The sequence below is a fragment of the Paraburkholderia sp. GAS199 genome (genome assembly GCF_050436585.1).
In the GTDB taxonomy this organism is placed as follows: Bacteria; Pseudomonadota; Gammaproteobacteria; order Burkholderiales; family Burkholderiaceae; genus Paraburkholderia.
In genome coordinates, this window is the sequence record NZ_JBNDMM010000002.1 from 1203514 (window position 1) to 1230317 (window position 26804).

Annotated in this window: 28 protein-coding genes; 17 read left to right on the plus strand and 11 right to left on the minus strand. The window is 63.0% G+C overall.

Features of this window, described 5'->3' with window-relative positions; all coding sequences use genetic code 11:
• The first annotated feature begins 7 nt into the window (after nt 1-7).
• From P3T18_RS11455 to P3T18_RS11470, 4 genes are all read left to right on the plus strand, one after another.
• A complete protein-coding gene (locus P3T18_RS11455; protein WP_429300004.1) occupies nt 8-1975 on the plus strand; it encodes a transglycosylase SLT domain-containing protein in 1968 nt (655 codons plus the stop codon).
• Between the two features lie 82 nt (nt 1976-2057).
• Nucleotides 2058-3011, plus strand: a complete 954-nt coding sequence (locus P3T18_RS11460; protein ID WP_429300005.1) for a complex I NDUFA9 subunit family protein — start codon at nt 2058-2060, stop codon at nt 3009-3011.
• A gap of 29 nt (nt 3012-3040) precedes the next feature.
• The gene (locus P3T18_RS11465; RefSeq protein WP_429300006.1) at nt 3041-3694 is read left to right on the plus strand and encodes a glutathione S-transferase family protein; all 654 of its coding nucleotides are present in this window, start codon (nt 3041-3043) and stop codon (nt 3692-3694) included.
• The gene (locus P3T18_RS11470; RefSeq protein ID WP_429300007.1) at nt 3691-4932 is read left to right on the plus strand and encodes a multifunctional CCA addition/repair protein; all 1242 of its coding nucleotides are present in this window, start codon (nt 3691-3693) and stop codon (nt 4930-4932) included. The genes P3T18_RS11465 and P3T18_RS11470 overlap by 4 nt, the downstream gene beginning before the upstream one ends.
• 30 nt (nt 4933-4962) lie before the next feature.
• Here the strand turns inward: P3T18_RS11470 and P3T18_RS11475 are convergent, their stop codons facing one another.
• Together P3T18_RS11475 and P3T18_RS11480 are read right to left on the minus strand one after the other, a co-directional pair.
• Nucleotides 4963-5157, minus strand: coding sequence for a DUF2905 domain-containing protein (locus tag P3T18_RS11475; protein WP_429300008.1), 195 nt, complete (start codon nt 5155-5157; stop codon nt 4963-4965).
• Nucleotides 5158-5179: 22 nt separating this feature from the next.
• The gene (locus tag P3T18_RS11480) at nt 5180-6370 is read right to left on the minus strand and encodes a class I SAM-dependent methyltransferase (RefSeq protein ID WP_429300009.1); all 1191 of its coding nucleotides are present in this window, start codon (nt 6368-6370) and stop codon (nt 5180-5182) included.
• A 13-nt stretch (nt 6371-6383) separates the two neighbouring features.
• Between P3T18_RS11480 and P3T18_RS11485 the strand changes: the two genes are divergently transcribed.
• The 5 genes from P3T18_RS11485 to glmS all read left to right on the plus strand — a co-directional run bounded on the left by P3T18_RS11485 (nt 6384) and on the right by glmS (nt 12007).
• The gene (locus P3T18_RS11485; RefSeq protein ID WP_429300010.1) at nt 6384-7202 is read left to right on the plus strand and encodes an SDR family oxidoreductase; all 819 of its coding nucleotides are present in this window, start codon (nt 6384-6386) and stop codon (nt 7200-7202) included.
• Between the two features lie 46 nt (nt 7203-7248).
• Nucleotides 7249-7644, plus strand: coding sequence for a dihydroneopterin aldolase (locus P3T18_RS11490; protein WP_429300011.1), 396 nt, complete (start codon nt 7249-7251; stop codon nt 7642-7644).
• A 3-nt stretch (nt 7645-7647) separates the two neighbouring features.
• Nucleotides 7648-8628, plus strand: coding sequence for a tRNA 2-thiocytidine(32) synthetase TtcA (gene ttcA, locus P3T18_RS11495; protein WP_429300012.1), 981 nt, complete (start codon nt 7648-7650; stop codon nt 8626-8628).
• A 133-nt stretch (nt 8629-8761) separates the two neighbouring features.
• Nucleotides 8762-10123, plus strand: a complete 1362-nt coding sequence (glmU, locus tag P3T18_RS11500; protein WP_429300013.1) for a bifunctional UDP-N-acetylglucosamine diphosphorylase/glucosamine-1-phosphate N-acetyltransferase GlmU — start codon at nt 8762-8764, stop codon at nt 10121-10123.
• Between the two features lie 66 nt (nt 10124-10189).
• Nucleotides 10190-12007, plus strand: coding sequence for a glutamine--fructose-6-phosphate transaminase (isomerizing) (gene glmS / locus P3T18_RS11505; RefSeq protein WP_429300014.1), 1818 nt, complete (start codon nt 10190-10192; stop codon nt 12005-12007).
• 90 nt (nt 12008-12097) lie between these two features.
• On the opposite strand, the gene P3T18_RS11510 is transcribed toward glmS, so the two are convergent.
• Nucleotides 12098-12640: a hypothetical protein gene (locus tag P3T18_RS11510; RefSeq protein WP_429300015.1), complete on the minus strand. Its 543-nt coding sequence runs from the start codon at nt 12638-12640 to the stop codon at nt 12098-12100.
• Nucleotides 12641-12742: 102 nt separating this feature from the next.
• Nucleotides 12743-13003: a DUF6723 family protein gene (locus P3T18_RS11515; RefSeq protein ID WP_429300016.1), complete on the minus strand. Its 261-nt coding sequence runs from the start codon at nt 13001-13003 to the stop codon at nt 12743-12745.
• Nucleotides 13004-13394: 391 nt separating this feature from the next.
• Between P3T18_RS11515 and P3T18_RS11520 the strand changes: the two genes are divergently transcribed.
• The 4 genes from P3T18_RS11520 to P3T18_RS11535 all read left to right on the plus strand — a co-directional run bounded on the left by P3T18_RS11520 (nt 13395) and on the right by P3T18_RS11535 (nt 15950).
• Nucleotides 13395-14030, plus strand: coding sequence for a lytic transglycosylase domain-containing protein (locus tag P3T18_RS11520; RefSeq protein WP_429300017.1), 636 nt, complete (start codon nt 13395-13397; stop codon nt 14028-14030).
• Between the two features lie 174 nt (nt 14031-14204).
• Nucleotides 14205-14903: a DUF2242 domain-containing protein gene (locus P3T18_RS11525; protein ID WP_429300018.1), complete on the plus strand. Its 699-nt coding sequence runs from the start codon at nt 14205-14207 to the stop codon at nt 14901-14903.
• Between the two features lie 571 nt (nt 14904-15474).
• Nucleotides 15475-15702, plus strand: a complete 228-nt coding sequence (locus P3T18_RS11530; RefSeq protein WP_429300019.1) for a hypothetical protein — start codon at nt 15475-15477, stop codon at nt 15700-15702.
• Nucleotides 15699-15950 (plus strand): hypothetical protein, encoded by a 252-nt coding sequence (locus tag P3T18_RS11535; RefSeq protein WP_429300020.1) that lies wholly within the window; start codon nt 15699-15701, stop codon nt 15948-15950. The genes P3T18_RS11530 and P3T18_RS11535 overlap by 4 nt, the downstream gene beginning before the upstream one ends.
• A 69-nt stretch (nt 15951-16019) precedes the next feature.
• Here P3T18_RS11535 and P3T18_RS11540 read toward each other — a convergent pair whose 3' ends face one another.
• Nucleotides 16020-16955, minus strand: coding sequence for a DMT family transporter (locus tag P3T18_RS11540; RefSeq protein WP_429300021.1), 936 nt, complete (start codon nt 16953-16955; stop codon nt 16020-16022).
• A 193-nt stretch (nt 16956-17148) separates the two neighbouring features.
• On the opposite strand from P3T18_RS11540, the gene P3T18_RS11545 reads away from it, so the two are divergent.
• The gene (locus P3T18_RS11545; protein ID WP_429300022.1) at nt 17149-17901 is read left to right on the plus strand and encodes an IclR family transcriptional regulator domain-containing protein; all 753 of its coding nucleotides are present in this window, start codon (nt 17149-17151) and stop codon (nt 17899-17901) included.
• A gap of 224 nt (nt 17902-18125) precedes the next feature.
• Nucleotides 18126-18335 carry a hypothetical protein gene (locus P3T18_RS11550; RefSeq protein WP_429300023.1) on the plus strand — a complete coding sequence of 70 codons (210 nt, stop codon included), beginning with the start codon at nt 18126-18128 and terminating at the stop codon, nt 18333-18335.
• Nucleotides 18336-18454: 119 nt separating this feature from the next.
• On the opposite strand, the gene P3T18_RS11555 is transcribed toward P3T18_RS11550, so the two are convergent.
• Nucleotides 18455-18733 (minus strand): hypothetical protein, encoded by a 279-nt coding sequence (locus P3T18_RS11555; RefSeq protein WP_429300024.1) that lies wholly within the window; start codon nt 18731-18733, stop codon nt 18455-18457.
• A 79-nt stretch (nt 18734-18812) separates the two neighbouring features.
• Nucleotides 18813-19637 carry a Mut7-C RNAse domain-containing protein gene (locus P3T18_RS11560; RefSeq protein WP_429300025.1) on the minus strand — a complete coding sequence of 275 codons (825 nt, stop codon included), beginning with the start codon at nt 19635-19637 and terminating at the stop codon, nt 18813-18815.
• 94 nt (nt 19638-19731) lie between these two features.
• Here P3T18_RS11560 and P3T18_RS11565 point away from each other — a divergent pair, with 94 nt between their 5' ends.
• On the plus strand, nt 19732-20601 hold the full coding sequence (locus tag P3T18_RS11565) for an NAD(P)-dependent oxidoreductase (RefSeq protein ID WP_429300026.1): 870 nt from the start codon (nt 19732-19734) through the stop codon (nt 20599-20601).
• A 121-nt stretch (nt 20602-20722) separates the two neighbouring features.
• Nucleotides 20723-21358: a LysE family translocator gene (locus P3T18_RS11570; protein ID WP_429300027.1), complete on the plus strand. Its 636-nt coding sequence runs from the start codon at nt 20723-20725 to the stop codon at nt 21356-21358.
• 299 nt (nt 21359-21657) lie between these two features.
• Here P3T18_RS11570 and P3T18_RS11575 read toward each other — a convergent pair whose 3' ends face one another.
• The 4 genes from P3T18_RS11575 to argC all read right to left on the minus strand — a co-directional run bounded on the left by P3T18_RS11575 (nt 21658) and on the right by argC (nt 26789).
• Nucleotides 21658-22482, minus strand: coding sequence for an OmpW/AlkL family protein (locus tag P3T18_RS11575; protein WP_429300028.1), 825 nt, complete (start codon nt 22480-22482; stop codon nt 21658-21660).
• A gap of 169 nt (nt 22483-22651) precedes the next feature.
• Nucleotides 22652-23896, minus strand: coding sequence for a DUF2957 domain-containing protein (locus P3T18_RS11580; RefSeq protein WP_429300029.1), 1245 nt, complete (start codon nt 23894-23896; stop codon nt 22652-22654).
• 97 nt (nt 23897-23993) lie between these two features.
• Nucleotides 23994-25352 (minus strand): DUF2957 domain-containing protein, encoded by a 1359-nt coding sequence (locus P3T18_RS11585; RefSeq protein WP_429300030.1) that lies wholly within the window; start codon nt 25350-25352, stop codon nt 23994-23996.
• Between the two features lie 489 nt (nt 25353-25841).
• Nucleotides 25842-26789: an N-acetyl-gamma-glutamyl-phosphate reductase gene (gene argC / locus P3T18_RS11590; RefSeq protein ID WP_429300031.1), complete on the minus strand. Its 948-nt coding sequence runs from the start codon at nt 26787-26789 to the stop codon at nt 25842-25844.
• Nucleotides 26790-26804: the final 15 nt, after the last annotated feature.

Here is a 26804-nt window from a genome sequence, read left to right on the forward strand (position 1 = left end):
AACAACGATGTCAAAACGCCTCTATCGAGTATATCGCGCGGTCGGTCTTGCGCTGGCTGCCGGCGCACTCGTCGCGTGCAGCACGGCCTCCGCCGTCAAGCCCATCCCCATCACACAACTCACGAACGACGACCAGATTTTCGTCCAGCTTCGCGAAGCCGCCCGCAATAACGACGCGGGCCGTGCAGCGCAACTGGCGAGCATGATCCCGAGTTATCCGGCGCCTTCGTACCTCGAATACTTCCAGATCAAGCCGCAACTCTTCGACTCGTCCGGCCACGCGCGTATCGACGCGCCGGATGCGCCGGTGCTCGCGTTCCTGCAGAAGTACGACGGTCAGGCCATCGCCGACCGCCTGCGCAACGACTACCTCACGGTGCTCGGCGCCCGTCACGACTGGCGCAACTTCGACCAGCAATACGCGCGCTTCGTGCTGAACGACGACACGCAGGTCAAATGCTACGCGCTCGAATCGCGGGCCGCGCGCGGCGAAAACGTCGCGGACGCGGCGCGTGCGTTGCTGGTCGATCCGAAGTGGTACGGCGACGGCTGCATCGATCTGATCACGTCGCTCTCCGTGAACCAGCAGTTCACCTCAAACGACGTCTGGCAGCAGATCCGCCTCGCGTACGAACAGAACTACACCAACACCGGCAGCAAGATGGTCGACGCGCTGAGCAACCAGCCGCCCGATCCCGTGCTGTTCAACCAGGCCACCACTACGCCGCCGTTGCTGTTGGCGCGCGGTGTCGGTCCGGATGCGCAATCGCATCAACTGGCCTTGCTCGCGATCACGCGTATGGCGCGCAACGACCCGGCCATGGCCGCGGCCACGTTCGCTTCGGTGGCGCCGTCGTTGACCTCGCCCGAACGCGCAATCGGCTGGGGCACGATCGCCTATCAGGCGGCGACGAAGCAGATGCCGAGCGCGGTCGACTGGTATCGCCTGTCGGTGAACGCGCCGCTTTCCACGCCGGCGTACGAATGGCGCACCCGCACCGCGCTGCTCGCCGGCGACTGGACGATGGTCCGCTGGTCGATCGAACAGATGCCCGTCGCGCTGCGCAACCAGCCGTCGTGGGTGTACTGGCATGCGCGCTCGCTGAAGCAGGCCGGCGACACCACCACGGCGAATCAGGAGTTCGAGTCCATTTCGCAGGGCTACAACTTCTACGGCCAGCTCGCGGCTGAAGAACTCGGCCAGAAAATCACCGTGCCGCCGAAAACGATGGTGAGCGACGCCGAAGTGCAGCAAGCCGGCAACACGCCGGGCTTCGATCTCGCACAACGTTTCTATGCGCTGAACCTGCGTCTGGAAGGCAATCGCGAATGGAACTGGCCGCTGCGCAACATGACCGACCGCCAGCTGCTCGCCACGGCCGAATACGCTCGCCGCATCCAGCTGTACGATCGCACGGTCAATACGGCCGACCGTACCAAAGTCGAACACGACTTCTCGCTGCGTTACCTGTCGCCGTTCAAAGACATCGTCGAGCGCGATTCGCAGTCGAACGGGCTGGACGTCGAATGGGCGTATGGCCTGATCCGCCAGGAGTCGCGCTTCATCATGAATGCGCGCTCGGAAGTCGGCGCGAGTGGCCTCATGCAGTTGATGCCGGGCACGGCCCAACTCGTCGCGAAGAAGATCGGCCTCGGTCCGATTTCGCGCGAACAGATGAACGACATCAACACCAATATCCTGCTCGGTACGAACTATCTGTCGATGATCTACAATCAATTCGACGGTTCCGCCGTGTTGGCCACCGCAGGCTACAACGCCGGGCCGGGTCGTCCGCGCAACTGGCGTCAGCAGTTGCAGCATCCGGTTGAAGGCGCGATTTTCGCCGAGGCTATTCCTTTCCAGGAAACGCGTGACTACGTGAAGAATGTGTTGTCCAACACGGTCTACTACGCGGCGTTGTTCGAAGGCCGTCCGCAATCGCTGAAGGCGCGTCTGGGTTACATCGCGCCATGAGCGCCGTGCCGCCGCCGCGTCGTTCGCGACGCGGCGGTGCGCCACGCCAGCCGTTGCCGCGGCTTCCATCAGGGAGTCGAAAATGCGACATCAATCCATAGCCGTTATCGGCGGTTCCGGTTTCATCGGCAGTCATCTCGTCAACGCGCTCGTCGAGCTGGGCAAAGACGTGCGCATCGCCACCCGGCGGCGCTACAACGCGCGTCATCTCACCTTGCTCCCCATCGACGTGGTCGAGACCGACGTGTTCGACCCCGTCCAGCTCGCGCGTTTTGTCGAAAACGCGGATTGCGTGATCAACCTGGTAGCGACGCTGCAAGGCAAACGCGGCACGCCTTACGGACCCGAATTTGCGAAGTTGCACGTCGATCTGCCCACGAAGATCGTTGCCGCTTGCGAGGGCAAGGGCGTGCACCGGCTGATTCACATCAGCGCGCTCGGCGCGGACTCGAACGGTCCGAGCATGTACTCGCGCTCGAAGGGCGACGGCGAGAAAGCCGTGCATGCGGCCAACCTCGCGTGGACGATCTTCCAGCCGTCCGTGGTGTTCGGACCGGAAGACGAGTTCCTCAACAAGTTCGCCTTCCTGCAACGGGTCTTTCCCGTGATCCCGCTCGCCATGCCCGACGCAAAGTTCCAGCCGGTCTACGTCGCGGACGTCGCCAAAGCGATCTGCAACGTGCTCGATCTCGACGCCGCCAGTGGCCGCACCTACCAACTCGGCGGACCCACCGTCTACACGCTCGAAGATCTCGTCAAATATTGCGGCGACGCAATCGGCAAGCATGCGCGCATCGTCCGGTTGCCGGAACCGCTCGCCCGGTTGCAGGCGCTCACTTTCGAAATGGCGCCCGGCGAACCGGTGATTTCGCGCGACAATCTCGATTCGATGAAAGTCGACAACGTGCTGAGCGGTCCGCTCGCGCCCGAGCTCGGCATCGACCCGGCGAGTATCGAGACCATTGCGCCGGTGTATCTGACCGGCGCGTCGATGCGTTCGCGCTTCAACACCTTTCGCGCCAGCGCCGGCCGCTGAACCTTTTGCCCATTACTTTCTTCTGAAGCATGAAGCTGCTTATCGGTGACAAGAACTATTCGTCATGGTCGATGCGTCCGTGGCTGCTGCTGAAACACTTCGGCATTCCGTTCGACGAGGTGCTGATTCATCTGAACGAACCCGGCATGAAGGCCGCGATTCTCGCGTATGCGCCGGCGGGTTCGGGCAAGGTGCCGTGTCTGCTCGACGACGACGGCTCGGCCACCTGGGACTCTTTGGCCATTGCCGAGACGCTGGCCGAGCGCTTCCCGCAGCATGCGCTGTGGCCGCGTGACGCCGCGGCGCGTCGGCACGCCCGCTGCGTCAGCGCGGAAATGCATTCGGGTTTCGGCGAGTTGCGCGGAAACATGTGGATGAACATTCGCGCGTCGTTTCCCGGCAAGAACGCGACAGCCGGGGTGCTCGCCGACATCGCGCGGATCGAGGCAATCTGGCGTCAATGCCTCGACGCTTACGGCGGCCCGTTCCTGTTCGGCGAGTTCGGCATCGCCGACGCCATGTACGCGCCGGTGGCGATGCGCTTCAACACATGGCGTCCCGCGTTGTCGGAAGTCTCGGCGGCGTACGTGGAGCGGGTGACGGCGCAGCCCGCCGTCAAGGCGTGGATCGACGCTGCGCGTCAGGAAACGCACGCCATTCCCTATCAAGACGTATGCCCATGAACATTTACGCAGTAGGCGGCGCGATCCGCGACGAATTGCTGGGCGTACCCGTGCAGGACCGCGACTACGTGGTGGTCGGCGCCACGCCTGAACAGATGGTGGCGCAGGGTTATCGTCCGGTGGGCAAAGATTTTCCCGTGTTTCTGCATCCTCAGACGCATGAGGAATACGCGTTGGCGCGCACCGAGCGCAAGACGGCGGCGGGGTATCACGGTTTCCAGTTTTTCTATGCGCCGGATGTCACGCTGGAGGAAGACCTCGCCCGCCGCGATCTGACGGTCAATGCGATGGCGCGCGAAGTGCGTCCGGATGGCGAGCTGACCGGTCCGGTGATCGACCCGTTCAACGGTCAGGGCGACTTGCAGGCGCGCCTGTTTCGTCACGTGAGCGATGCGTTTCTAGAAGACCCCGTGCGGATCTTGCGGATCGCACGGTTTGCCGCGCGCTTCGTCGATTTCACCGTCGCGCCCGAGACGCTCGCGCTGATGCGCAAGATGGTGGCCGACGGCGAAGTCGACGCGCTGGTGGCCGAGCGGGTGTGGCAGGAAGTGTCGCGCGGTCTGATGGAGAAAAAGCCGTCCCGAATGTTCGAGGTGCTGCGCGAGTGCGGCGCACTGGCGCGCATTCTGCCCGAGATCGACGCGCTGTTCGGGGTTCCGCAGCGGGCCGACTATCACCCTGAAGTCGACACCGGCATCCATGTGATGATGGTGGTCGATCATGCCGCGGCGCAAGGCTATACGCTGCCGGTGCGCTTCGCCGCGCTGACGCACGATCTCGGCAAAGCCACCACACCTGACGACGTCCTGCCGCGTCACATCGGCCACGAAGGACGCAGCGTCGATCTGCTCAAGCCGCTATGCGAGCGCTTGCGCGTGCCGAACGAATGCCGCGATCTGGCGATGCTGGTTGCGCGCGAGCACGGCAATATTCATCGCGTGACGGAAATGGGCGCCGCGGCGCTGGTGCGGCTGCTCGAACGAAGCGACGCGATTCGCAAACCCGCGCGCTTCGCCGAAGCGTTGCAGGCTTGCGAGGCCGATGCGCGCGGCCGGCTTGGGTTCGAATCGCGGGAGTACCCGCAGGCCGAGCGCTTGCGGGTGGCGCTGGTCGCCGCGCGTGGCGTGGACGCAGGCGCGGTGGCCAAACGGCTGGCCGATTCGCCCGCCGGTATCAAGGACGCGGTGCATCTGGAGCGCGTGCGCGCCGTCGAGGCCGCGTTGAGCGCGTCGATGTGACGTGTGCTGGTCGTCTGCCGGTCGAAGTGCCTACAGCACTCTGGCCAGCAGCGACAGCACCATGGACAGCACCAGCGTCGACATGAACGGAAACGGATATTCCTTGCCGAACAGGCGCAAGGTGACGTCGCCGGGCATGCGGCCGATGCCGATTTTCCGGAGCCATGGCCAGCAGGCCGACAGCACCGCCACGGCAACGAAGGTAGTCAGTAGCCAGCGAATCATCGCGAATCCTTGAGCCGGAACATCACAGCGTATGCGAGCGGTCGCCGCTGGCAAACGCCTGCAGCGTGTCGTCGAGCCCGCGCGAAAACGCGATGACCTTGAACAGTTCGCCCATCTCGGCCTCGGAAAGCAGCTTCTGCACTGCATTCGCCGCGGGCAGGAAGCGCTGGATGTCGGACGGGTCGAGGTCCGACAGCGCCTCGGTAATGCCGGCGTTCAACAGAAACCGCGCCTGCGACGTGAAGCCGAGCAAATCCGCGCCGGCTTCGACGCCCGCTTCCGCGATGCCGGTGAATTCGACGTGTGCGGTAATGTCCTGCAAGCCCGGGTAGACGAACGGATCGCCGTGCGCGCGGTGCCGGTAATGGCACATCAGCGTGCCCTGCGCGCGTTGCGCATGGTAGTACTCGTGACGCGGAAAACCGTAGTCGATAAAAAACGCCGCGCCGCGCGTGAGCATCGTGCAGACCGTACGCGTGAAGGCGCGCGCGGCGTCGTGCGTTTCGGTCACGTAGTCTTCGCCGGCCGTGTCGATTTCCGCGAGCAGTTCGAGATCCGCGGACGACGGAAGCGGGCGGTCGGCGAAAGCGAAATTGCCGTCGCGCCAGATCACGCCGCGCTCCTGCCACGTGCCGGCGCTCGACGCGAAGAGCCGGACGGGCATCGCGTCGAGTACTTCGTTGCCGATCACGACGCCTTCGAAGTGCTCCGGCAACGCGTCGAGCCAGCAAACTTTCGCGGCGAGCGCGGGCGCGGCGGCTTCGATGGTGTCGCGCTGCCGCTCGCGCAACTCGCCCGACAGATCCACGATCGAGTACCGGTCGAACTCGACGCCGAGTTCACCGAGCGCGTTGAGCAGGCCGGCCGCCAGTTTGCCGGTGCCGGCGCCGAATTCCATCAGCTCACGCGTGCCGCTCGCCAGCAGGGCTTCGGCGAGCGGACGCGCCAGCGTGGCAGCGAACAGCGGCGACATTTCCGGCGCCGTGACGAAGTCGCTGCCGTCGTCGCCGCGCAGCCCGAATTTGCGGGCGCCGCCGCTGTAATAACCGAGTCCCGGCGCGTACAACGCGCGCTCCATGTAGCGATCGAACGGCAACCAGCCGCCGGCCGCTTCGAGCTCCGCGCGGATCAGCGCGACGAGCGCTTCGGACTGCGCAAGCGCGCTCGGGCCGGGAGCAGGTAAACTATCGGGTTGGTGAGCTTTCGGATTCATTCCCGCATTGTAAATGAGCGCCTCTTCTGACACCGCCGCCGCCCGCGCGCCGCAAACGCCGCGCATCGTGCTGATTACCGGCGGCGCCCGCCGTATCGGCCGGGCGCTGGCGCTGGGCTTTGCCGCGCGCGGCTGGGACGTGGCGGTCCATTACGGCGAGTCCCGCGAGGAAGCCGACGCCGTGGTCGCGGAAATTGCCGCGCTCGGCCGGCGGGCTGTGGCGCTGCAGGCGGAACTGGGCAACGAAGCCCAGGTCGCGCGGCTGGTGCCGGACTGCATTGCCGCGCTGGGTCGGCCGACGTGCATTGTCAACAACGCGTCGCGCTTCGAAGAAGACACGGCGCAGAACGTCGGCTACGAGTTGCTGCTGAAACTCACCGCCATGAATCTCGGCGCGCCGCTGGTGCTGGCGCGTATGCTCTTCGAGGCGACGCCGGACGCGGCGCGCGCCGACGAGCGCCAGCGCGGCGTGGTGATCAACGTGCTGGACCAGAAGCTTTACAACATGAATCCGGATTACCTGTCGTACACGCTGTCGAAGGCAGCGTTGCAGACAGCCACGGTTGCGCTCGCGCAGGCGTTGGCGCCGAAAGTGCGGGTGGTCGGGCTGGCGCCCGGCCTGACGATGCAATCCGGCGACCAGACGCCTGAAGGATTCGAGCAGGCGCATCGAGCTACGCCTCTGGGCCGCGCGTCGCGGCCGGAGGATATTGTCGCCGCCGCGCTGTATCTCGCCGATGCAGCGGGCGTCACTGGAACGACGCTGGTGGTCGACGGCGGGCAGCACCTCGTGCCGCTGCCGCGCGACGTAATGTTTTTGACGGGCGCCTGAAGCGCCCACTTGCGTGCTTTGCACGCTTTTTTCGACTGGAACGAACATGTTTGCCGCTCTTTCGCATCCCCGGCTGACCGATTGCCGCCGGCTCTTTTTGCGCAATTACGAAGTGCACATCAACATCGGCGTGCACGATTTCGAAAAGCGCGGCGAACAGCGCGTCGTGATCAACGTCGAACTGTTCGTGCCGCTCGCGCTGTCCACGCCGACGGCGGACAAGCTCAGCGAAGTGGTCGACTACGACTTCATGCGCTCGACCATCGCGCGCCGCGTCGAACAAGGCCATATTCACCTGCAGGAAACGCTGTGCGACGACCTCGTCACGGCGCTGCTCGCACATCCTCAGGTGCGTGCCGTGTGTGTCTCGACCGAAAAGCCGGACGTCTACCCCGACTGCGACGCGGTGGGCGTCGAGGTCTTCCGCATCAAGGAGGATTGATCCATGAACGCTCCGGAAATCCTGAATGAAACCACCACGGCGAGCGACGTCAAGGTCAAGGCGCCGCTGACGCGTCGCGAGCAGAAAGAAGCGTACGAGAACAACAAGCTGTTCAAGCGTCTCGCGCGCCAGGTCGGCGAGGCGATCGGCGACTTCAACATGATCGAGGAAGGCGACAAGGTCATGGTGTGCCTGTCGGGCGGCAAAGACAGCTACGCCATGCTCGAAATCCTGATGCGCTTGCGCGAGCGCGCACCCATCAACTTCGACATCGTCGCGGTGAATCTGGACCAGAAGCAGCCCGGCTTCCCCGAACACGTGCTGCCCGAATACCTGAAGCAACTCGACATTCCGTTTCACATCGAGAACCAGGATACGTACAGCATCGTCAAGCGCCTGGTGCCCGAGGGCAAGACCACCTGTTCGCTGTGTTCGCGCCTGCGCCGCGGCATTCTGTATCGGGTGGCGGGCGAACTCGGCGCGACCAAGATCGCGCTCGGCCATCACCGTGACGACATCCTGCAAACGCTGCTGCTGAACATGTTCTACGGCGGCAAGCTGAAGGGCATGCCGCCCAAGCTGCAATCGGACGACGGCAAGAACATCGTGATCCGGCCGCTCGCGTACGTGAAGGAAACCGATCTGGAAAAGTACGCGGAACTGCGCGAATTCCCGATCATTCCGTGCAATCTGTGCGGCAGCCAGCCGAACCTGAAGCGCGCGGAAATGAAGGCGCTGATTCGCGACTGGGAGAAGCGTTTCCCGGGGCGCATCGAAAATATGTTCAATGCATTGTCGAACATCGTGCCGTCGCACCTGATGGATCACCAGCTGTTCCCGTTCGCCGGCTTGCGTGCGACCGGCGAGGCCGATCCGCAAGGCGATATCGCGTTCGACGAGGAACCGTGTTCGACCGACAGCACCGATAACCTCATGCCTGGCGCATCGAAACCGATCTCCATCGTCCAGTTCGACGATCTCTGACGATCGCGCGCAAGGCCCGGCCTGCCAAGGTTTTCGGGCCGTGAAACGAGTAAAAGGGCCGCGCGAGCGGCCCTTTTCGTTGTAGGTCGCATGCTAGAATTGGCGCCTCCAAACTAGCCCATTCGCCGACCCCATGAACATCGTGATTTTGGCGGCAGGCACCGGCAAGCGCATGCGTTCCGCGCTTCCCAAGGTGCTCCATCCTCTCGCCGGTCGGCCGCTCCTCACTCATGTCATCGACACTGCCCGCACGCTCGAGCCCACTCGCCTCGTCGTGGTGATCGGCCACGGCGCCGAGGCCGTTCGCAAAGCCGTGGCAGCGCCGGACGTGCAGTTCGCCGTGCAGGAGCAGCAACTCGGCACCGGCCACGCAGTGCAGCAGGCACTTCCGCTACTCGATCCCTCCGTGCCCACGCTCGTGCTTTACGGCGACGTGCCGCTCACGCGCGCCAGCACCCTACGCGCGCTGACCGAGCGCGCCGGAGAAGGCGGCTATGGCGTGCTGACCGTCACGCTCGCGGACCCCAGCGGCTATGGCCGGATCGTGCGCGATGCCGGCGGCAAGGTGGCGCGCATCGTCGAACAGAAAGACGCGTCGCCGGAGCAGTTGCGGATCGCGGAAATCAATACCGGCATCATCGTCGCGCCTACCGAACGCCTCGGCAACTGGCTCGCCGCGCTGAAGAACGACAACGCGCAAGGCGAGTTCTATCTGACCGACGCAGTGGAAATGGCGATCGAGGCCGGTCTCGAAGTGGTCACCTCGCAGCCTGACGACGAGTGGGAAACGCTCGGCGTGAACAGCAAGCAGCAACTCGCCGAACTCGAACGGATTCATCAGCACAACGTCGCCGAAGACCTGCTGGTCGCCGGCGTGACGCTGGCGGACCCGGCCCGCATCGACGTGCGCGGCACGCTGGAATGCGGCCGCGATGTATCGATCGACGTGAACTGCGTATTCGAAGGCCGCGTCGTGCTGGCGGATAACGTGAGCATCGGGCCGAACTGCGTGATCCGCAACGCGACCATCGGCGCCGGCACGCGCGTCGATGCGTTCACGCATATCGAAGGCGCCGAAGTCGGCGCGAATGCCGTGCTCGGTCCGTACGCGCGGCTGCGTCCCGGCGCGAAATTGCACGACGAATCGCATGTCGGCAACTTCGTCGAAGTGAAGAATGCCGTGCTCGGCCATGGATCGAAGGCGAACCATCTCACCTACATCGGCGACGCCGACATCGGTGCGCGCGTGAACATCGGCGCGGGTACGATCACCTGCAATTACGACGGTGCGAACAAATCCCGCACCGTCATCGAAGACGATGTTTTCGTCGGCTCGGATACGCAACTCGTCGCGCCCGTGCGCGTGAAGCGCGGCGTCACGATCGCGGCGGGCACCACGGTCTGGAAAGACGTCGAAGAAAACGTGCTGGTTCTGAACGACAAGACTCAAACAAGCAAGACGGGCTACGTACGCCCGACCAAAAAGAAAGGCTGATGGCCATGACGCGCGCACGAGGCGCGCTCCCTCGAACCCAGCTTCAGCATTGAGAAGGAATAAGCCATGTGCGGCATTGTCGGCGCGGTTGCGCAACGTAACATCGTTCCTGTTCTGGTCGAAGGTCTGCGTCGCCTCGAATATCGCGGCTACGATTCCTGCGGCGTCGCGGTGCTCGGCGACGACGGTCCGCGCCGGGCGCGCAGCGTCGCGCGCGTGGCGGATCTCGACGACCAGGTGCGCGAGAGTCATCTCGAAGGCATCACGGGCATTGCCCACACACGTTGGGCCACGCACGGCGCGCCGGTCACCGACAATGCGCATCCGATCTTCTCGAAAGACACGCTCGCGTTGGTACACAACGGCATCATCGAGAACTACGAGACGCTGCGCGAAATGCTGCGCGGCAAGGGCTACACGTTTGTCTCGCAAACCGACACAGAGGTTATCGCTCACCTGATTCACAGCCTGTATCGCGGCGACCTGTTCGCGGCGGTGCGCGAGGCTGTCGCGCAACTGCACGGTGCGTATGCCATCGCCGTGTTGCACAAGGACCAGCCGCATACGGTGGTCGGCGCGCGTCAGGGTTCGCCGCTGGTGGTTGGCCTCGGCAACGGTGAGAACTTCCTTGCTTCGGACGCGCTGGCACTGGCCGGCAGCACCGAGCGCTTCATCTTCCTCGAAGAAGGCGACGTGTGCGAACTGTCGCTCGAAGGCGTGCGCATTGCCGATCGAGCCGGCTATGAGGCGCAGCGCGAAGTGCGTCAGGTCGCGGCCTACGGTGGCGCGGTCGAACTCGGCCCGTATCGTCACTTCATGCAGAAGGAAATCTTCGAGCAGCCGCGCGCGATCACCGACACCATCCCGCAGGCCGACTCGTTCGACGGTTCGCTGTTCGGCGAAGGCGCCGACAAGGTATTCGCCGACATCGACAGCCTCCTGATCCTGGCGTGCGGCACGAGCTATTACTCGGGGCTGACCGCGAAGTACTGGCTGGAATCCGTCGCCAAGATTCCGACGCAGGTGGAAATTGCCAGCGAATATCGCTATCGCGAGTCGGTGCCGAATCCGAAGTCGCTGGTGGTGGTGATCTCGCAGTCGGGCGAAACGGCGGACACGCTGGCCGCGCTCAAGCACGCGCAGGAACTCGGCCACAAACACACGCTGGCGGTGTGCAACGTCGGAACGAGCGCCATGGTGCGCCTGACCGAGTTGTCGTTCCTCACGCACGCGGGCCGCGAAATCGGCGTGGCGTCCACCAAGGCGTTCACCACGCAACTCGTCGCGTTGTTCGTGCTGGCGGTCACCTTGGGCAAGCTGCGCGGTCGCGTGAGCGAGTCGCAGGAAGCCGAGTATCTGCGCCAGTTGCGTCACTTGCCGGCGGCGCTGAATAGCGTGCTGGCGCTGGAACCGCAGATCATTGCGTGGTCGGAAGAGTTTTCGCGGAAAGAGCATGCGTTGTTCCTCGGCCGCGGCTTGCATTACCCCATCGCACTCGAAGGCGCGCTCAAGCTCAAGGAAATCTCTTATATCCACGCAGAAGCGTATCCGGCCGGTGAGTTGAAGCACGGACCGCTAGCGCTCGTGACCGAAGCCATGCCGGTCGTGACCGTGGCGCCGAACGACGCGCTGCTGGAGAAGCTGAAGTCGAATATCCAGGAAGTGCGCGCGCGCGGCGGCCAACTGTACGTATTCGCCGACGCGGACACGAAGATCGTCAACGACGAAGGCATCCACGTGATCCGGATGCCGGAGCACTACGGTTTGCTGTCGCCGATCCTGCACGTGGTGCCGCTGCAGTTGCTGGCGTATCACACGGCCTGTGCGCGCGGCACGGACGTCGACAAGCCGCGCAATCTCGCCAAGTCGGTCACGGTGGAGTGAGCGAGGTCTAGTCGCTCCAATGAAGAAACGGTCACCTGCGGGTGGCCGTTTTTTTTGCTTATGCGTTGCTGTGTTGCGTCGGGCCGCGCTTCAATCTCTCACCAACTCGACCGCAACGGCCGAGACGAACTCCGCGCGCACGCTGTCGCCGACCTTCAGATCGTCTAGCGCGATCGCCGGTGCGGCTCGCAACGCCTGCCGGTGCTTCGCGCCGCGCAGCGTCACCATTCGGGTCTTGCGATCAATCCCGAGCACCGTCGCCACGACCACGATCCTGTGCGCAGACGACGCGTAGCCCGCCGACGCGGGAATGGCTGTGGTGGTTTCGATGCGCGAGCGGACCCCTTTCGTCGCGACCTTGTCGACGCGGAAAAGCAGTGCCTGCTGATACGCAACGTTGAGTTTGTCGCCGACGCGCAGTTTGCTGACGTCAGCGATGGCAGGCGCGACGTCGACGTCCGCCAGATTGCCGCGCGGACCGCGCAGCGTCACGCTGTTGGTCGACGGATGGATTGCGGCGATGCGGACCTGCGCGTGGACGATCTCCGCCTTACCGAGCGCCTCGGGGCCGGCGTCGGCATCTGCATCGACGGCGAGGCACACGTGGCATGCGAGGGCGGTGAGGATCGCCACGCAGCATTTGAGCGGCCCTGCCGCGGCACTTCGATGCGAACCGGTCATGCGCTGCTCCTCAGTCAAGTGACGCGACGACCGGTATCCCTGCAACGTGCCGGCTTACATCTCCGGTCGCGCGAGGTCGCTGGCGACGATGTGCTCACCGTACACCTGAGCAGCTGCCGTGGCTTCCAGCTTGGTCGGGTAAGGGCCGAGTTCCGGTGCGCCGTCGAACGGGAAGAGCACGCGGCCGTCGGTGGTTCGGACCACCTTCAGCACGCCGTAGAAGCGTCGGTAGCCGGCGAGTTTCGAGCTGGCCGAAACGTCGAAGTCTTCTTCGGACGTCGCGGGAATGCTCGGGATAAATGCAGTCTTGCTCATGACGGGAAACGTCTCTGGTTCGATGACACGGCGGCGCAAATGCGAAAGCGTCGTCGTGTCGTGATGTTGCCGGAAGCGCTTTTCCGATGATCGCCCATTGTCTCAAATTGAGGCGGCTTGTCTCCGTCACAATGCCCCGGCAACTAAAGTCACTTCTAATTTCGCAACTAACGGCACATGTTATGGAAGATAAATCATTGGCTCCCAAGCGGCGGTGGGGGCGATCCGCGTGAGCCGAACATGCACCAAAACCTATACCGACGGTGTGATCGCGTCGTGACACCCAATTCTGGCAAACGCGCGCTTAAATCAGACGAAATACTCCAATTCCTTGGACGATTTAGGGGCAGAGCTATAATGGACAGATTCCTTTCCTTTTCCGTCCACCGTTATGAGCCGATTACTGTGCCTGATCGTGCTTTCGTTCGGCCTGATGCAGACCGCGACGGCTGACGAAAACAACGACCGCATGTCGGCGTATCTCACGCAGAAGTTCGGTCTGGCAAAGGAAAAGGCGCAAAAGATTTCCGACGCCGTTCAATCCGCGGCATCCAAATATTCCCTCCCGCCGGCGCTTCTATTGGCCATCATCTCGATCGAATCCCGCTTCAAGGAAAAGGCCAAGGGCGCCAACGGTGCGACCGGTCTGATGCAGGTGGTGCCGGGCGCGCATCGCGGCTTGCTCAGGAATGTGAAAGACCTCACCGAGCCGACCGCCAACATCGAAGTCGGCTCCGCGATTCTCTACGGCTACATGCGCTCGGCAAACGGCGACATGAACGCCGCGCTGAAAAGCTACGGCGGCTCGCAGGCGTACGCGCAAAAAGTCAGCATGCGGGTGGAAGACTTCGCCGACGTAGCACCGCCGCCAGGCGTCGCTCAGCACGCCAACGCCCAAAGCGCCTGCGACGGCCATCAGGCCGATCGCTGCGACTCGTCGGATACCTGGGCCAACGCCTTCACGTTGCCGGCCACCACGGCGGGCGCAGCGGGCTCGACGGCCAGTCCTGCCGCACTTCCTCACTAGCCTTCGCTAAAGCGCTTTCTTTCGTGCCGCTGCATGGGCGGCGCGCGGTAATCGATCGTCATGTCCCGTAAGACTTGAGGCTGCGCGTTTTTTACGCACGCAGGCTAACCGCTCTACAATGCATTCCCAATCGGGCTCATGCAGCTTGTCAGGCAGTTCATCTTGCGATCGATCATGTTCACCACGTTTTCCAAAGTCACCGCGACGTCACTGTTCGGCTTGCTGACGCTCGCCGCGTGCAGCAGCACGCCGCAACCGAAGTTCCAGCAGGAATTGTTCGAAACCGGCGCGAGCCCTTACGCGCGCAATTTCAATTCGAGTACCACGGATACCTGCGAAGCCGCGCGTCGCGCGCTGCTGAGCCAGGGCTATCTGACGACGATGACCCGGACCGACACCGTCGACGGGACGAAGAATTTTCAGCCGACCGGCGACACCCACGTGGTGGTCGAATTTCACGTGGTCTGCACGCCGGGCGAGGAGGCGAGCGACACGAGCATCGTGTACGTGAACGCCGTGCAAAACGGATTCGCGCTGAAGAAAAGCGACACGTCGGCCAGCGTCGGTTTGAGCGTGTTGGGATCGCTGTCTCTGCCGATCCGTTCGAACAGCGATGCAATGGTGAAGATATCGAGCGAAACGATTCCTTCCGGCAAGTTCTACGACCGTTTCTTCGGATTGATCGATCACTATCTGCAGACGGTGGTTCGCACGCAGCCTGTGGCAAACAGCCGGGTGGAAACGCGTCTGTTGCCGATGCCCGTGGAGATCACGGTTCCCGCGCCCGTTCCGGCCATGCCCGATGCAATCGGCCAGGCCGCGGCGATTCAACCCGCGAGTTCGCCGACGGTTTCGCCGATCGTCTCGCCGTAGATCGGAACGCGGAGCGGTCGGCTGCCGCCTGAAAAAGCATGACTCGCTTTCGATCGCATCAGCGAGTCGTGCTTTTCTTATGTTGTTTACTCTTTGTATGTATACGTAGTAGTAGTTAACAAGGGTTAACCCATCCTGTGGATAACCCGGCAATTCCGAGTCGCATCAACGATATGCGAATTCAATAACCCTGCTGAACTCGTCTGTAGAAAAACTACAAAGCCGGGATAACTTTGCTGGGTCGAGGTGGCGAGCCGTTCTTATCAAGAATCCACGCACAGGTTTTGCAGCGGTCTTTCCCGGAGTTATTCAGAGGTCGATGTGGATAACTTTCCTTCACGCCGACTTTACCTGCCGATTCTTCCCCCTTCATGCATCGCTTCTTTGCGCTCGGCAGCGTACAGACCGGACTGGCGATGAACGCGCACATTGAAGCGAGACGGTACGAAGATTGCGTCTCTCTTTTTGCGAGCGCAACTGTTGCTATTTCGTCAAAACGAATTCGACAACGCCCGATAGAGGCATACAGTTAAAGTGTTTTCTGAGGTTTTTGGTGCAGTGCGGGGGATGTATGAAACGCAGATCAGCACGACAGTTAGTCCGTCTTCTCTCCGACATCCGGCATGCGGCGCATTGCAGTACCTTGCGCGCGGCGGCCACGAATCGGACGATCGCCCAGGCCGCTTCGGCCGACGACGCGGAACTCACCGATAGCGCAATCGAAAGCGACGCGAATGACGACGCGATCGACGCCGCACGCGATCCGCAACACGACAAGCCGGCCCGGAGCGGATCATGAGAGCCGCCAGCGAACAATCGCTACGCTTTCTCGTCGATAAATGGCTGGCGCCTGGTCCGCAGGATTCCGTCCATGTCACCGAATTCAGCCGTACGCGAGTCGGCGGCCGGCGCTATGTGCGTGTGCAGACGAGCGTCGAAGCCGGCGCGCGCAGCCTGTTTTTCTTCCGACACGACGACGGCTGCTGGTGCGTATTCCCGCCTACCGCCGACGCGCCCAAATGGAGCGGACATCCGCGCGCGGCTTGAGGGGAAAACGGGCGGCCGAATGAGCGATGCAGCCCACCTGCCGCTTTGTCAATCGAGGCCGGCCGGCAATCACGAAGACGAAGCGCTCGGCAGACTCTTCCGTCCGCGTCGCCACGCGGGCATGACCTGACACACGATCAATCCCGCCAGCATCAGCGCGCAGCCGAATAAGGCGCGCGTCGACAATGTTTCGCCGAGCACCAGCCAGCCGGCGAGCGCGGCGAACACACCTTCCATGCTGAAAATCACCGCCGCGTGCGACGGCGCCGCGTATTTCTGCGCCACCACCTGAATCGTATAAGCGACGCCGACCGACAGCGCTCCACCGTACAGGATGGTCGGTGCCGCGCGCGCGATCACCGTGAAACTGATCGGTTCGATGACAAGACCGATCAGCAGACACACGAGCCCGCAGGTCACGAACTGCACGAGCGCCAGCATCAACGTGTCGTGGCGCTGCGCGAGGCGGCCGACCAGCATCATCTGCAAGGAAATGAACAGCGCGCCGGCGAGTTGATACCAGTCGCCGTAAAGAACGGCGAAGTGGTCGTTGACGCTCAGGAAATACATGCCCACGGCAGCGAGCGTCGCGCCGAGCCAGGTGCCGACGCCCGTGCGATGACGGAACAGCACGCCGAGCAATGGCACGATCACGACGTAGAGCGAGCTGATAAAGCCGGCGTTCGCGATGCGCGTGTACTGCAGACCGATCTGCTGCAAGGAAATCGACGCCGACAACACGACGCCGAGCAACGCACCCGCACCGAGCAACTCGCGAGCGCCGCCCGGCTCGCGCTTCGACAATTCCGCGAGCGCCTCGCGTCGCACGCAGACGATCGTCACCAGCACAACGAGTGCGCCGAGCAGAAAGCGCAATCCGGTGAATAGAAACGGTCCGATCTCGGCGAGACTCAAACGTTGTGCGACGAAGGCGGAGCCCCAGATGATCGCGGCGATCAGCATGAGGACGTTGGCGCGCAGGTGCTGACGGGTGTCGGGATTCAAAGCAGTGACAGGCAAGAAGATGTGGACGGTGCGGGGTTTCGTGCAGCGCGTGACGCGTGATGCGACGTCGACGCGCCGTCATGATACGCGCAACGTTCCGCCGTTTATCGGCACGGGCGCTGGCGCGCGCGATAATCGCGCAACGGCCGGGCGCGACTGACGGTGATCGGCCGGCTTCAATCGGGCACACGCAATGGACGAAAAAGACTGGATCGCCGGCGCGGCAAAAGCGCTGGCGATCATCGAAGCATTCGACGAAGAGCACGCGCGCATGACGCCGACCATGGTGGCCGCCCGCGCCGGGCTGTCGCGCACGGCCGCGCGCCGCTATCTGCTGACGCTTGGCGAACTCGGCTACGTGGACACCGACGGCAAGCTGTTCTGGCTCGCGCCGCGGGTCCTGCGGCTTGGCCAGTCGTACCTGGATTCGGCGCGCTTGCCGCGCACCGTTCAGCCGTTCCTGCAACGCATCACCGCAACCGTGCAGGAGACCGCGCTGGTCGCGATTCTGGACGAGGACGACGTGGTGTACGTGGCGCGCAACGGGGTGAATCGCGCGATGGCCGTCGGCTTCGTGCTGGGATCGCGGGCGCCGGCGCCGCTGTCGTCGGCTGGGCTGGTTTTGCTGGCGTTTCAGGCGCCCGAACGGATCGAGCAGTGGCTGGCGTCGTATCCGATCAAAGTATTCACGCCGCACACGTATTCGACGGTCGGTCAGTTGCGGGAGGTGCTCGGCGACATTCGCCGGACCGGTTACGTGGTCACGGACCAGCAACTCGAACTGGGCATGCGCGGCGTCGCGGTGCCTTTGCGCGACCGGCATGGCAGTGTCGTCGCGGCAATCAGCGTCAGTATGCCGATCGGGCAGGAGTCCTCGAATGCCGCGCTACATCGCGTTCTGCCGGCGTTGCAGGAAACCGCGAGTCTGCTGAGAAACCTGGTTTAACGAACGACTAGGTAATCTCCCTAATATGGTCTGCTGATTGAGTGAAAGCGCCCCGAAAGCAAGCTGTCTCCCGGAAAATACATATCGACTTTTGGGCATGACAAACCGCCTACACTGCGTAATACTCTCCCGCGGGGAGCGGAACTCGGCTAAAAGCCGTGTCCGCTCTACCGTGCAGCTATTTCATTCACATCGACTAGTCGTCCAGGTTTGGGGAACAACACATGAAAAAAGTTATCGCCTCGCTCGCAGCCGCTTCGATCGCGCTGGTTTCGGTTCAAGCATTCGCACAAGCTTCTGACGCAGCAGCACCGGCAGCTGCAGCAGCCGCACCGAAGAAGCACGTCAAGAAGCTGAAGACGCACGGCAAGCGCGCTCCGGTTTCGGCAGCAGCTTCGGCAGCGGGCACGAACGACAAGGGCACGCAAAACTAAGCTGTAGCTAGTTTGGCGTTACCAGCAAAAAGGCCAGAGCAACTGCTCTGGCCTTTTTGTATTTCAGGCGGCATCTGCACGCCGCGCCGTGCAACTGGCTTGCGCCGATTCGAACGCGCTCAGTCCGCGAGCCCGCGCCGGATTACTTCGTTCAGCAAACCGCTCATGCCTTCCGGATGTGTGGCTGCGCGCTCTTTCAGCTCGGCAACCAGTTCGCCGTTCAGTTTGCAGGCAAATGCGACGAGGCCCTGCGCCTGATCGAGCTTGCGCTGCTCGCGGCGGTCGAGTTTCGGCTCGGCGGCAGCAGCTTTACCGAAGCGATCGGCCGTGGAGAGCTTCATCGCGTTGTTCAGCTTGAGTGCCTTGTTCTTTTCAAGGTCGGTTTTTTTCATCGCCATACGGAAGGCCTCTGCCAGATAAGTAATCCCGCATTGTACGCATCGCGGCGGGCGCCGCGCGAGGGCGCAGGCGTGGAACTCAGACGGCGTCGTCCGGTGCGACCTGACTCGCGGCGCGCGTGGCTTCGCTATCGGCCGCGTTCGACGCGGCGTGGAGCGGCCTGCCGCGCGCCGACACGCTGTCCATCAACGCACGCATTCGTTGCCAGTGCGTACCTTCCCAGAATACCCGCTGGCAAACGTCGCACGTGACGAACTGTTTGTGCCGCTCCAGCACGCCCTCGGGCGCGCGCTCGCCGACTTCCTCTTTCGCGATCCGGCGCAGCGGCGTATTGCACATCAGGCAGAGCCGGAACGGTTGTGCGCTGCGCGCGAGATCCAGCCGTTCGAACACTTCGCGCAACTGTTCGCGCGGTTTGAGCGCACGGACGTAACAGCCGTGCGTGATGGTGCGGCGTTTCAATAGCTCGCGGTCACGTGTCAGGACGATGCGGTGTTGCGCAGCGGCGAGCGCTTCGATATCGGCGTCCGGATAGTGGTTGTCGTAGAGCGTATCGAAGCCGGCGAGCCGCAGGAGCGGCGCGAGACCGCCGAGATGGGCGTCGGCGATAAAACGCGTCGTGCGCAATGGCTGCTCACGGACGCGCAGAAGCGGCTGGATGTCGAACGCTTCAAACCGGGGATAGACGGCAACGCGATCGCCGTCCGAAAGTGGGTGATTGAAACCGACCGATTCGTCATTCACCAGAATCAGTTCGACTTCGGTATGCGGCACACCGAGCGCTTCGATCATATGCTTCGCGGTGGCGCTGGGCGCGCAGGCATGACTGAACGCGCGCCGGCGCAGCGGCCGAGCGAGAAAGTCGTTCAGCTCCTCGTAGAAGCGGAATGTCGCGGTGACCATGAATGCAGTATCGCACTCTGTTTGGCTGCGTGTTGTCCTGCAGGTGTCGCATGGGTGTGCTTTACTTCCATTTCTTTAGAAGACGGAGCGACAGATGGACATCGGGTTTATAGGTCTCGGCGAGATGGGCGCCGCGATGGTTGCAAACATTCTGAAAGCTGGGCATTCGGTGCGTGTGTGGAACCGCTCGCCGGAACGCGCGCAGCCGCTCGCCGATGCAGGTGCGCGGATCGTCGCGACGCCGGCCGAAGCGTTTGCGGGCGACGCCGTGTTCTCCATGCTCGCCGACGATGCCGCACTGCGCGAAGTCATCACCGCGTCCTTGCTGGAGCACGCTCCGCGCGGGTTGATCCACGTCAACATGGCGACTATCTCCGTCGCGCTGGCGGAAGAACTGGCGACCGCGCACGCGTCGCGAGGCGTCGACTACGTGGCTGCACCGGTGCTCGGACGACCCGACGTGGCGGCGGCCGGCAAGCTGACGATCGTCGCCGGCGGTCCGGCCGAGGCGATCGACCGCGTGCAACCGCTGTTCGACGCGATCGGTCAGAAAACGTGGCGCATCGGTTCGTTGCCGCAGCAGGCCAACGTCATGAAGCTGGCCGCCAATTTCATGCTGGCGGCCGCGGTCGAGACGCTCGGCGAAGCCTCGACGCTCGTCACCGGGCACGGTATCGCCATGCAGGATTTCCTCGACGTGATCACGAGCGGCCTGTTTCCCGGACCGGTCTATCAGGGTTACGGCAAGATGATCGCGGAGCAGCGCTACGAGCCGGCGCTGTTCAAGGCGCGTCTGGGCCTGAAGGACGTGCGCCTCGCGCTGGCTGCCGCCGACGCTGTGACGACCCCGTTGCCGATCGCCAGCGTCGTGCGCGACAGCCTGATCGAAGCCATTGCTCACGGCGACGGTGAGAAGGACTTCGCCGTGCTGGGTCAGGTCGCGGCGCGGCGGGCAGGGCGCTGAGCGCCCGAAGTCTGCGCAATAGAGTAAGGCGGCGCGCGACGTTTTCGTGCGCCGTAGCGAGCCGGGAACAAGATCGGGGGGGCATAATAGCCGCCCGATCCTCTTTCTCGCGTCGATTTCAATGAATCTGCATACCTGGTGGCTGTTCGTCGCCACTGTCTTCGTCGTTTCCGCTATTCCTGGTCCGAACATGTTGCTGGTGATGACGCACGGCGCCCAGCACGGCCTGCGTCGTTCGAGCGCGACGATGGCGGGTTGCCTGTCGGCGCTGGTGTTGATGCTGGCGGTGTCGGCGGCGGGACTGGGCGTTTTTCTGGAAGCCTGGCCGACCATGTTCAACGCGCTGCGCATGATCGGCGCTGCTTACCTGGTCTATCTCGGTGTCAAAGCCTGGCGCGCCCCGGCCGACGAAGCCGCCGCAGGCGCCGCCGATGAACTGGCCGCCAAGCCGGCGCGCTCGCGCTTTGCCCTGTTCCGCAACGGATTCCTCGTGGCCGGCAGCAATCCCAAGGCGATTCTATTTGCCGCGGCGCTGCTGCCCCAGTTCATCGACGCCACCCAGCCCAAGCTGGCGCAGTTCGGCGTGCTGGTCGCGACGTTCGCGGTGATCGAAGTGAGCTGGTATCTGGTGTACGCGGGATTCGGCACGCGCATCGGCGCAAAACTGAAGAGCCGCAGCGTCGCCAAAATGTTCAATCGGCTGACGGGCGGTGTGTTCGTCGGCTTCGGCGCGATGATGGCGCTGGTGCGGCACTAAATAGTCCGGGAATGCCACTTGGTGCCTGCTGTTGTTTTAACGCAACGCCGAGGGTCAACCCTAATTTGAATGTTGCGACGCACCAAAGCATTTGCTATAGTTCTTCTTGTCTCCTCCATGTCTCCTCTGATATGGATTCAGCCCGCCCAATTAGGCGGGCTTTTTTTTGCCCCGAATTTGGCGGGCAAGGCGTCGAGAGCGTGTCGAGCCAATCCGTCTTGCGTGATCAAAAAGAAAGCCGGCGAATCCCTTTGCGGGATCGCCGGCTTTTTTGCGTGCTTTCGCTTATCGCGTCGTGATCAGAACTTGTACGAGACGGCGAGGAACGAAATGATCGGGTCGGCCTTCAGCTCGGCTTTGGAGACACCGAGTTCCGTGCCGTCCGCCGCCTTGATGATCACCGACGACGTCGTCTTCAGCGGAATGTACGTCACCGACGCCACCAGGCCCCAGTGATCCGTGATGTTGTAGGCGAGACCCGCGTTGAACACCGGCGCCCACGACGACGACGCTTTCGCCGACACCTGCGTTTGTCCCGGCTTGCCGGCACCGGCAGCCAGCACCGCGCCGAGGTTGTTCTGCGTCGAGGTCACGAAATTCTGACCCAGCTGAATATCCGAGAACCAGTTGTACGACACGCCGACACCGACGAACGGCCGGAATTTTGCGGTCGGTGCGTTGAAGTAGTACTGGAACAGCAGCGCCGGGCTCCACTGTCGAACGCTTTTCACGATCGGGTTCGACTGCGGATCGCCGAGATCCTGTTGACCCAGCGCGCCCGCCGGGCCGGGCGGCTTGATGGTGCCGTGGCCGTAAATCTTGAAGACCGGCGGTACGCCCGCCACCGTGGTCACGGCGATGTGGTCGGTCAGATAGTGGCTGAACACGAGGCCGACCGTGTTGGCGCTATTGGTGGACAGTCCCGTGCCGGCCGACGTGAACGAGTTCGGCAGACGCAGCGGTGTGTTGATCGGCGTCGGCGCGACGTTGGTGGTGAGCGGCGTGCTCGAGTCTTGCGGCATCACGTGGAACCAGCCGAGCACGGCCACGTTGTCGCCCGCATGCTGGGCGTGCGCACTGGCGGACAAACATGCGGCCAGTATCGCGAAATAGATTTTTTTCATTTTGCTCCTCCTGAGGCGCTCGTCGTGCCGATGGCGCGCGGCAAGCGGCGACTGGCTGACGGGCCAGCCGCTGCACTGAATGACGGGTGAACGCCGGCCACACCGCGCCGGACGGGCGCGGCAGCCGGCATGCACACGCCGCGTGATCAGGCGGCGTGTGCGTCGCGCATTACTGGACGAAGGCGCCGATCGTGAAGTACGGCGACGCCGCGTTGGTCAGATCGAGGTAGCCGAACACGCCGCCCGTGAAGATCATCTTTCCGGTCGGTGTGGTGCCCGTCGATGCGCCCACGTGGGTGGTGGTCACGACGCCCGGCACGGTCTGCGTGAAGTCCAGATTCAGCGCGGTCGCGAGCGATGCCTGCGAAGCGTTGAACGGATCCAGCAGCGTGGCCTGCGTGCCCGAGAAGGCCGTGGTGCGATAGTCGAACTGGCTATCGACGCCGATGTACTCGCCGTCCTGTGAGTTCGTCGTAATGGCCTTTTGCGGCGCGAGAATCGAGATGCCCGATTCGTCGTCGGCGTAGGGACCGGTTTCGCCGTTCACCTGCGTCGTCACCGACGAGTTCGCTGCGCCGGCGCGCACCAGAATCGGCACGACCACGCCGCGCAACTTGCCGACGATCATGTAGCCGCGCGCTTTCGGCGTGGTGGCGAGCGTGGGCTTGGCCTGGCCGAGGAACTTGTCGGTCTCGAAAGCGCCGCTGCCGTCCAACGACTGCACGAAGTTCGTGCCGAGCTGCTGACACTTGCCCGCGTTGACACCGGAGTTGTCGCACTCGGTCCACGTGCCGTCCGCGTTGATCGTGATCTTGGTGTCGACCGCGACCGGCGCGAAGTTCTGCGACGGCACCTGGTGATAACCGACCTGGTTATACGTACCGGCCACGTTGGCGAGGTCTTTTTCGATCGACGAAAAACCGATGAACGGGTAGTAGGGGAACGTCGTGTCCGGCACCGCGCCGACGCCGAGAATGCCGCCGAAGGAGATTTCCGCGCCCGGAATCGTGCCGCCTGCCACGCCTTCGCCGACAAAAATACGCGCCGGCCGGTTCGGGTCGAGACTCGCGCCGTTCAAACGGAAGGCGCACTGATTGAGCTTGTTGGTCGGCAGCAGCGTTTCCTGCGTGAGCGTGCCGGTCGCGCTCTGGCCGGCGCGCGTCGGTGCGACCGTGCCGTTGGTCGCCGGAATCGGCGACTCGATGTACGAGATCTGCCAGGTCATCTTGGTCGTGTCCATCTGCAGCTTGACGAGTTCGCCGTCGCCGCCGCCGCCTGTGAACACCGTGCCGTAGTCGAGCGACGTGGGACACAGTCGCGCCTCAGTCACCGTTCCATTGCCGCCCCCGCCGCCACCGCATGCCCCCAGCAACGGTGCTGCAAGAGCGAGCACCGCAAGGATTCTCCATTTCATACCGCCTCCAGAATTTTCTCGTTGTATGTGGCCGGCTCCCAGTCCGGCCACCTATTGCTCTAGTTGTGTGCTGCCAACTACCGGTCCTGCGATGCTTTTATTTGCTGATCTGCGCGCCGATGCCGAAGTACGGGGCGTCCGACGTGGAGCCCGCGATTGCCGAGGTCGGTGCGACGCCGTTGTTGACCTTGCCCTGAATCTCGATCGCGTAGAGGCCGCCGGATGCGATGGCGAGGCCCTGACTGCCGCTCTTCGTTTGCACGCCGACGAGGCCGGGGCTGGCGAGACCATAGGCGATCCCAAAGCCGTCTTCCGGTGCCGAAGTGGACGGATTGATGAAGCTGCCGATGCCACCCTGAATCAGCGTTGCGGTGGAGTTGAAGTTGGAGTCCGCGCCGACGTAACCGCCGTCGAAGCCACCCGTAGCCAGCGGCGTGGCCGCGGCGAGCATCGCAATACCGGATTCGTCGTCGATCTGCAGTGCGCCGACGTTGGCGAGGCCCGTGCGAACCACGAGCGGTACCGTCGCGCCGTTGATCTGGCCGAGAATCATGTGGGCGGTGCCGAAATTCCCGGTACGCAGGATTCCCGAACTCGTGCCTGGGACGATCTGCGGCGGGTTAGTGCTGTCGAGATAGCCGTTGCTGTTCACGGTCAGCGCATTGCCGGTGCTCAGGCAGCCGCTCGAGCTCGGCGAGGTGCAATTGCCGCTCGCGTCGAAGGTTTCGACGGAGTTGGTTGCGACCGTTGCATAGCTGGCGGTTGGCGAGAGGTGATAAAGCAGGCCGTTGTACGTGCCGACCAGTTTGGTGCGATCGGTCGTCGTGCTGGCGAAGCCGAGGAACGGGTAAAAGTCGAAGTGACGGTTTGGCACGGCGCCCAAGCCCAAGACGCCGCCGAATTGCACCGTCGCGCCCGGAATGCCGCCGCCTGCTACGCCCTGTCCGACGAGGATCGTCGCGGGATTCGGGTTGTTGGTGAAATCGGCCGTGGTGTAGGGCTGGCCGTCGCCGGCAGCCGTGCCGGTGCCCGCGCCGAGAATGAAGGCGCAGCGGATCTGTTCGGCAGTCGGCAATGCGCCGGTGGGCGGATGAATGACCGCGCCGGTGATCGTGGTGCCTGCGCGCGTCGGCGAGACACTGCCGGTGCGCAGCGGAATCGGCGACTCGAGCCACTTCAAGGTGTACTTCATGGCTGTCGCGTCGATATTCAATTGCACGATTTCGCCGCTGCCCGCGCCACCCAGATAGGTCGATTTGACGATGTCCGCCGTGGCCGGGCACAACGCCGTGCTGCCCGCGTTCGAAGCCGGCGGCCCTTGCACGCCGCAACTCGAACCCGAGCATTGAGGCGAGTTGATCGTGCCGGGGTTATCGGCTTTGCCGCCGCCACATGCAATGAGCAATGGGGCCGCGGCAATGGCCATCGCCAGACCTCGAGTAATGGCGTGCGACATGCGTCTGTCTCCCTTCATGTAATTGTGCGAACTAATTTCGCTGCGCGGTTAATGCCTGTCAATTGAATGAGCCGTCTAAAAAGCGCGATTCAAACAACATAATTTTTGAAGGACACATACCGGGCGGCGCTTAGCGGCCCTTTTAAACAAAAAAGGTTTTTTCGAGCTTCGAGGCAGCATCGTTGCTTCGCCGCACTGCCTTGTGGGACAGGCGTTGCGGCAAAATGGCTCTATCATCTGCGAACGACCGTTCGACAAAAAATCCGGAGTTTCCCCAGGCGGAAAACTCTGCTGTGCGAGCGATTTCGAGGAATGAATTACCGAAACAGATCAGCAGTCCGATTTTTCTTTTTTAAGTAATGCGGGCTACTACTGATTTAACGAAAAAGAGGGAATTTAAATACGTGATTTTTAAAACAGAAAAGCCGGTCTTTGCAGACCGGCTTTCCGGAGATCAACGAGGAATTGCCGCTTGTACGGCGACCCCGGTTAGCGTTTCAAGCCGCTTTCTTCGGGCGCGCCGACAGCGAGGTTCATGCACTGGATTGCCGCGCCCGATGCGCCCTTGCCGAGGTTGTCGAGGCGCGCCACGGTGACGAAGCGCTCTTCGTTGCCGAACACGAACAGATCGACGCGATTGGTGTCGTTGTTCGCCTGTACGTCGAAGAAGCCCTCGTCGAGATTGGCTTCCGCGTTGAAGGGCGCGACGTTGACGAACGCTTCGCCCGCATAGTATTCGGCGAACAGTGCCTGCACGTCCTGCGGCGTGGCCTTCTTGGCCAGTTGGCTCGGCGAGAAGAACGTGGTGACGGCGAGGCCCTTGTAGAAATCGCCGACGATCGGCGTGAAGATCGGCGCCGACTTCAAGCCCGTGTGTGCCGCCATTTCCGGCAGATGCTTGTGCGTGAGACCCAGCGCGTACGAGCGCGGGCTCTTGAGTTTGTCGTTACCGCCGGCTTCGTATTCGGCGATCATTTTCTTGCCGCCGCCGCTGTAGCCGGTAATCGAATAGGCGTGAGCCGCGAAGTCTGCCGCTACCACGCCCGCTTCCACGAGCGGACGCATGGCGAGCACGAACGCCGACGCATGGCAGCCCGGCACGGCGATACGCTTCGCGGTGCGCAGGCGCTCACGTTGCGAATGCGCCAGTTCGGGCAAACCGTAGGCCCAGTCTGCCGAGGTGCGAAACGCCGTGCTGGCGTCGATCAGCACCGTGCGGTCGTTTTCGACGAGCGAGGCCGATTCGCGCGAGGCAACGTCCGGCAGGCACAGGAACGTGACGTCGGACGCGTTGATGAGACGACGGCGCTCTTCGAGGTCCTTGCGCTTCGATTCTTCGATACGCAGGATTTCCACGTCGGCGCGTTGCGACAGGTATTCAAAAATCTTCAGGCCGGTCGTGCCTTCCTGTCCGTCGACAAAAACTTTCGTGCTCATCTCGATCTCACTGGC

Bases quoted from the DNA above. Each gene is read 5' to 3' on its own strand.
- P3T18_RS11570 (WP_429300027.1), top strand. From the start codon at position 20,723: ATGAATCTGCATACCTGGTGGCTGTTCGTCGCCACTGTCTTCGTCGTT.
- P3T18_RS11550 (WP_429300023.1), top strand. From the start codon at position 18,126: ATGAAAAAAGTTATCGCCTCGCTCGCAGCCGCTTCGATCGCGCTGGTT.
- ttcA (WP_429300012.1), top strand. From the start codon at position 7,648: ATGAACGCTCCGGAAATCCTGAATGAAACCACCACGGCGAGCGACGTC.
- P3T18_RS11535 (WP_429300020.1), top strand. From the start codon at position 15,699: ATGAGAGCCGCCAGCGAACAATCGCTACGCTTTCTCGTCGATAAATGG.
- P3T18_RS11520 (WP_429300017.1), top strand. From the start codon at position 13,395: ATGAGCCGATTACTGTGCCTGATCGTGCTTTCGTTCGGCCTGATGCAG.
- glmS (WP_429300014.1), top strand. From the start codon at position 10,190: ATGTGCGGCATTGTCGGCGCGGTTGCGCAACGTAACATCGTTCCTGTT.
- P3T18_RS11575 (WP_429300028.1), bottom strand. From the start codon at position 22,482: ATGAAAAAAATCTATTTCGCGATACTGGCCGCATGTTTGTCCGCCAGT.
- P3T18_RS11455 (WP_429300004.1), top strand. From the start codon at position 8: ATGTCAAAACGCCTCTATCGAGTATATCGCGCGGTCGGTCTTGCGCTG.
- P3T18_RS11560 (WP_429300025.1), bottom strand. From the start codon at position 19,637: ATGGTCACCGCGACATTCCGCTTCTACGAGGAGCTGAACGACTTTCTC.
- P3T18_RS11530 (WP_429300019.1), top strand. From the start codon at position 15,475: ATGAAACGCAGATCAGCACGACAGTTAGTCCGTCTTCTCTCCGACATC.
- P3T18_RS11475 (WP_429300008.1), bottom strand. From the start codon at position 5,157: ATGATTCGCTGGCTACTGACTACCTTCGTTGCCGTGGCGGTGCTGTCG.
- P3T18_RS11545 (WP_429300022.1), top strand. From the start codon at position 17,149: ATGGACGAAAAAGACTGGATCGCCGGCGCGGCAAAAGCGCTGGCGATC.
- P3T18_RS11470 (WP_429300007.1), top strand. From the start codon at position 3,691: ATGAACATTTACGCAGTAGGCGGCGCGATCCGCGACGAATTGCTGGGC.
- P3T18_RS11490 (WP_429300011.1), top strand. From the start codon at position 7,249: ATGTTTGCCGCTCTTTCGCATCCCCGGCTGACCGATTGCCGCCGGCTC.
- P3T18_RS11580 (WP_429300029.1), bottom strand. From the start codon at position 23,896: ATGAAATGGAGAATCCTTGCGGTGCTCGCTCTTGCAGCACCGTTGCTG.
- P3T18_RS11460 (WP_429300005.1), top strand. From the start codon at position 2,058: ATGCGACATCAATCCATAGCCGTTATCGGCGGTTCCGGTTTCATCGGC.
- P3T18_RS11555 (WP_429300024.1), bottom strand. From the start codon at position 18,733: ATGGCGATGAAAAAAACCGACCTTGAAAAGAACAAGGCACTCAAGCTG.
- P3T18_RS11565 (WP_429300026.1), top strand. From the start codon at position 19,732: ATGGACATCGGGTTTATAGGTCTCGGCGAGATGGGCGCCGCGATGGTT.
- P3T18_RS11485 (WP_429300010.1), top strand. From the start codon at position 6,384: ATGAGCGCCTCTTCTGACACCGCCGCCGCCCGCGCGCCGCAAACGCCG.
- P3T18_RS11585 (WP_429300030.1), bottom strand. From the start codon at position 25,352: ATGTCGCACGCCATTACTCGAGGTCTGGCGATGGCCATTGCCGCGGCC.
- P3T18_RS11525 (WP_429300018.1), top strand. From the start codon at position 14,205: ATGTTCACCACGTTTTCCAAAGTCACCGCGACGTCACTGTTCGGCTTG.
- P3T18_RS11480 (WP_429300009.1), bottom strand. From the start codon at position 6,370: ATGAATCCGAAAGCTCACCAACCCGATAGTTTACCTGCTCCCGGCCCG.
- P3T18_RS11515 (WP_429300016.1), bottom strand. From the start codon at position 13,003: ATGAGCAAGACTGCATTTATCCCGAGCATTCCCGCGACGTCCGAAGAA.
- P3T18_RS11465 (WP_429300006.1), top strand. From the start codon at position 3,041: ATGAAGCTGCTTATCGGTGACAAGAACTATTCGTCATGGTCGATGCGT.
- glmU (WP_429300013.1), top strand. From the start codon at position 8,762: ATGAACATCGTGATTTTGGCGGCAGGCACCGGCAAGCGCATGCGTTCC.
- argC (WP_429300031.1), bottom strand. From the start codon at position 26,789: ATGAGCACGAAAGTTTTTGTCGACGGACAGGAAGGCACGACCGGCCTG.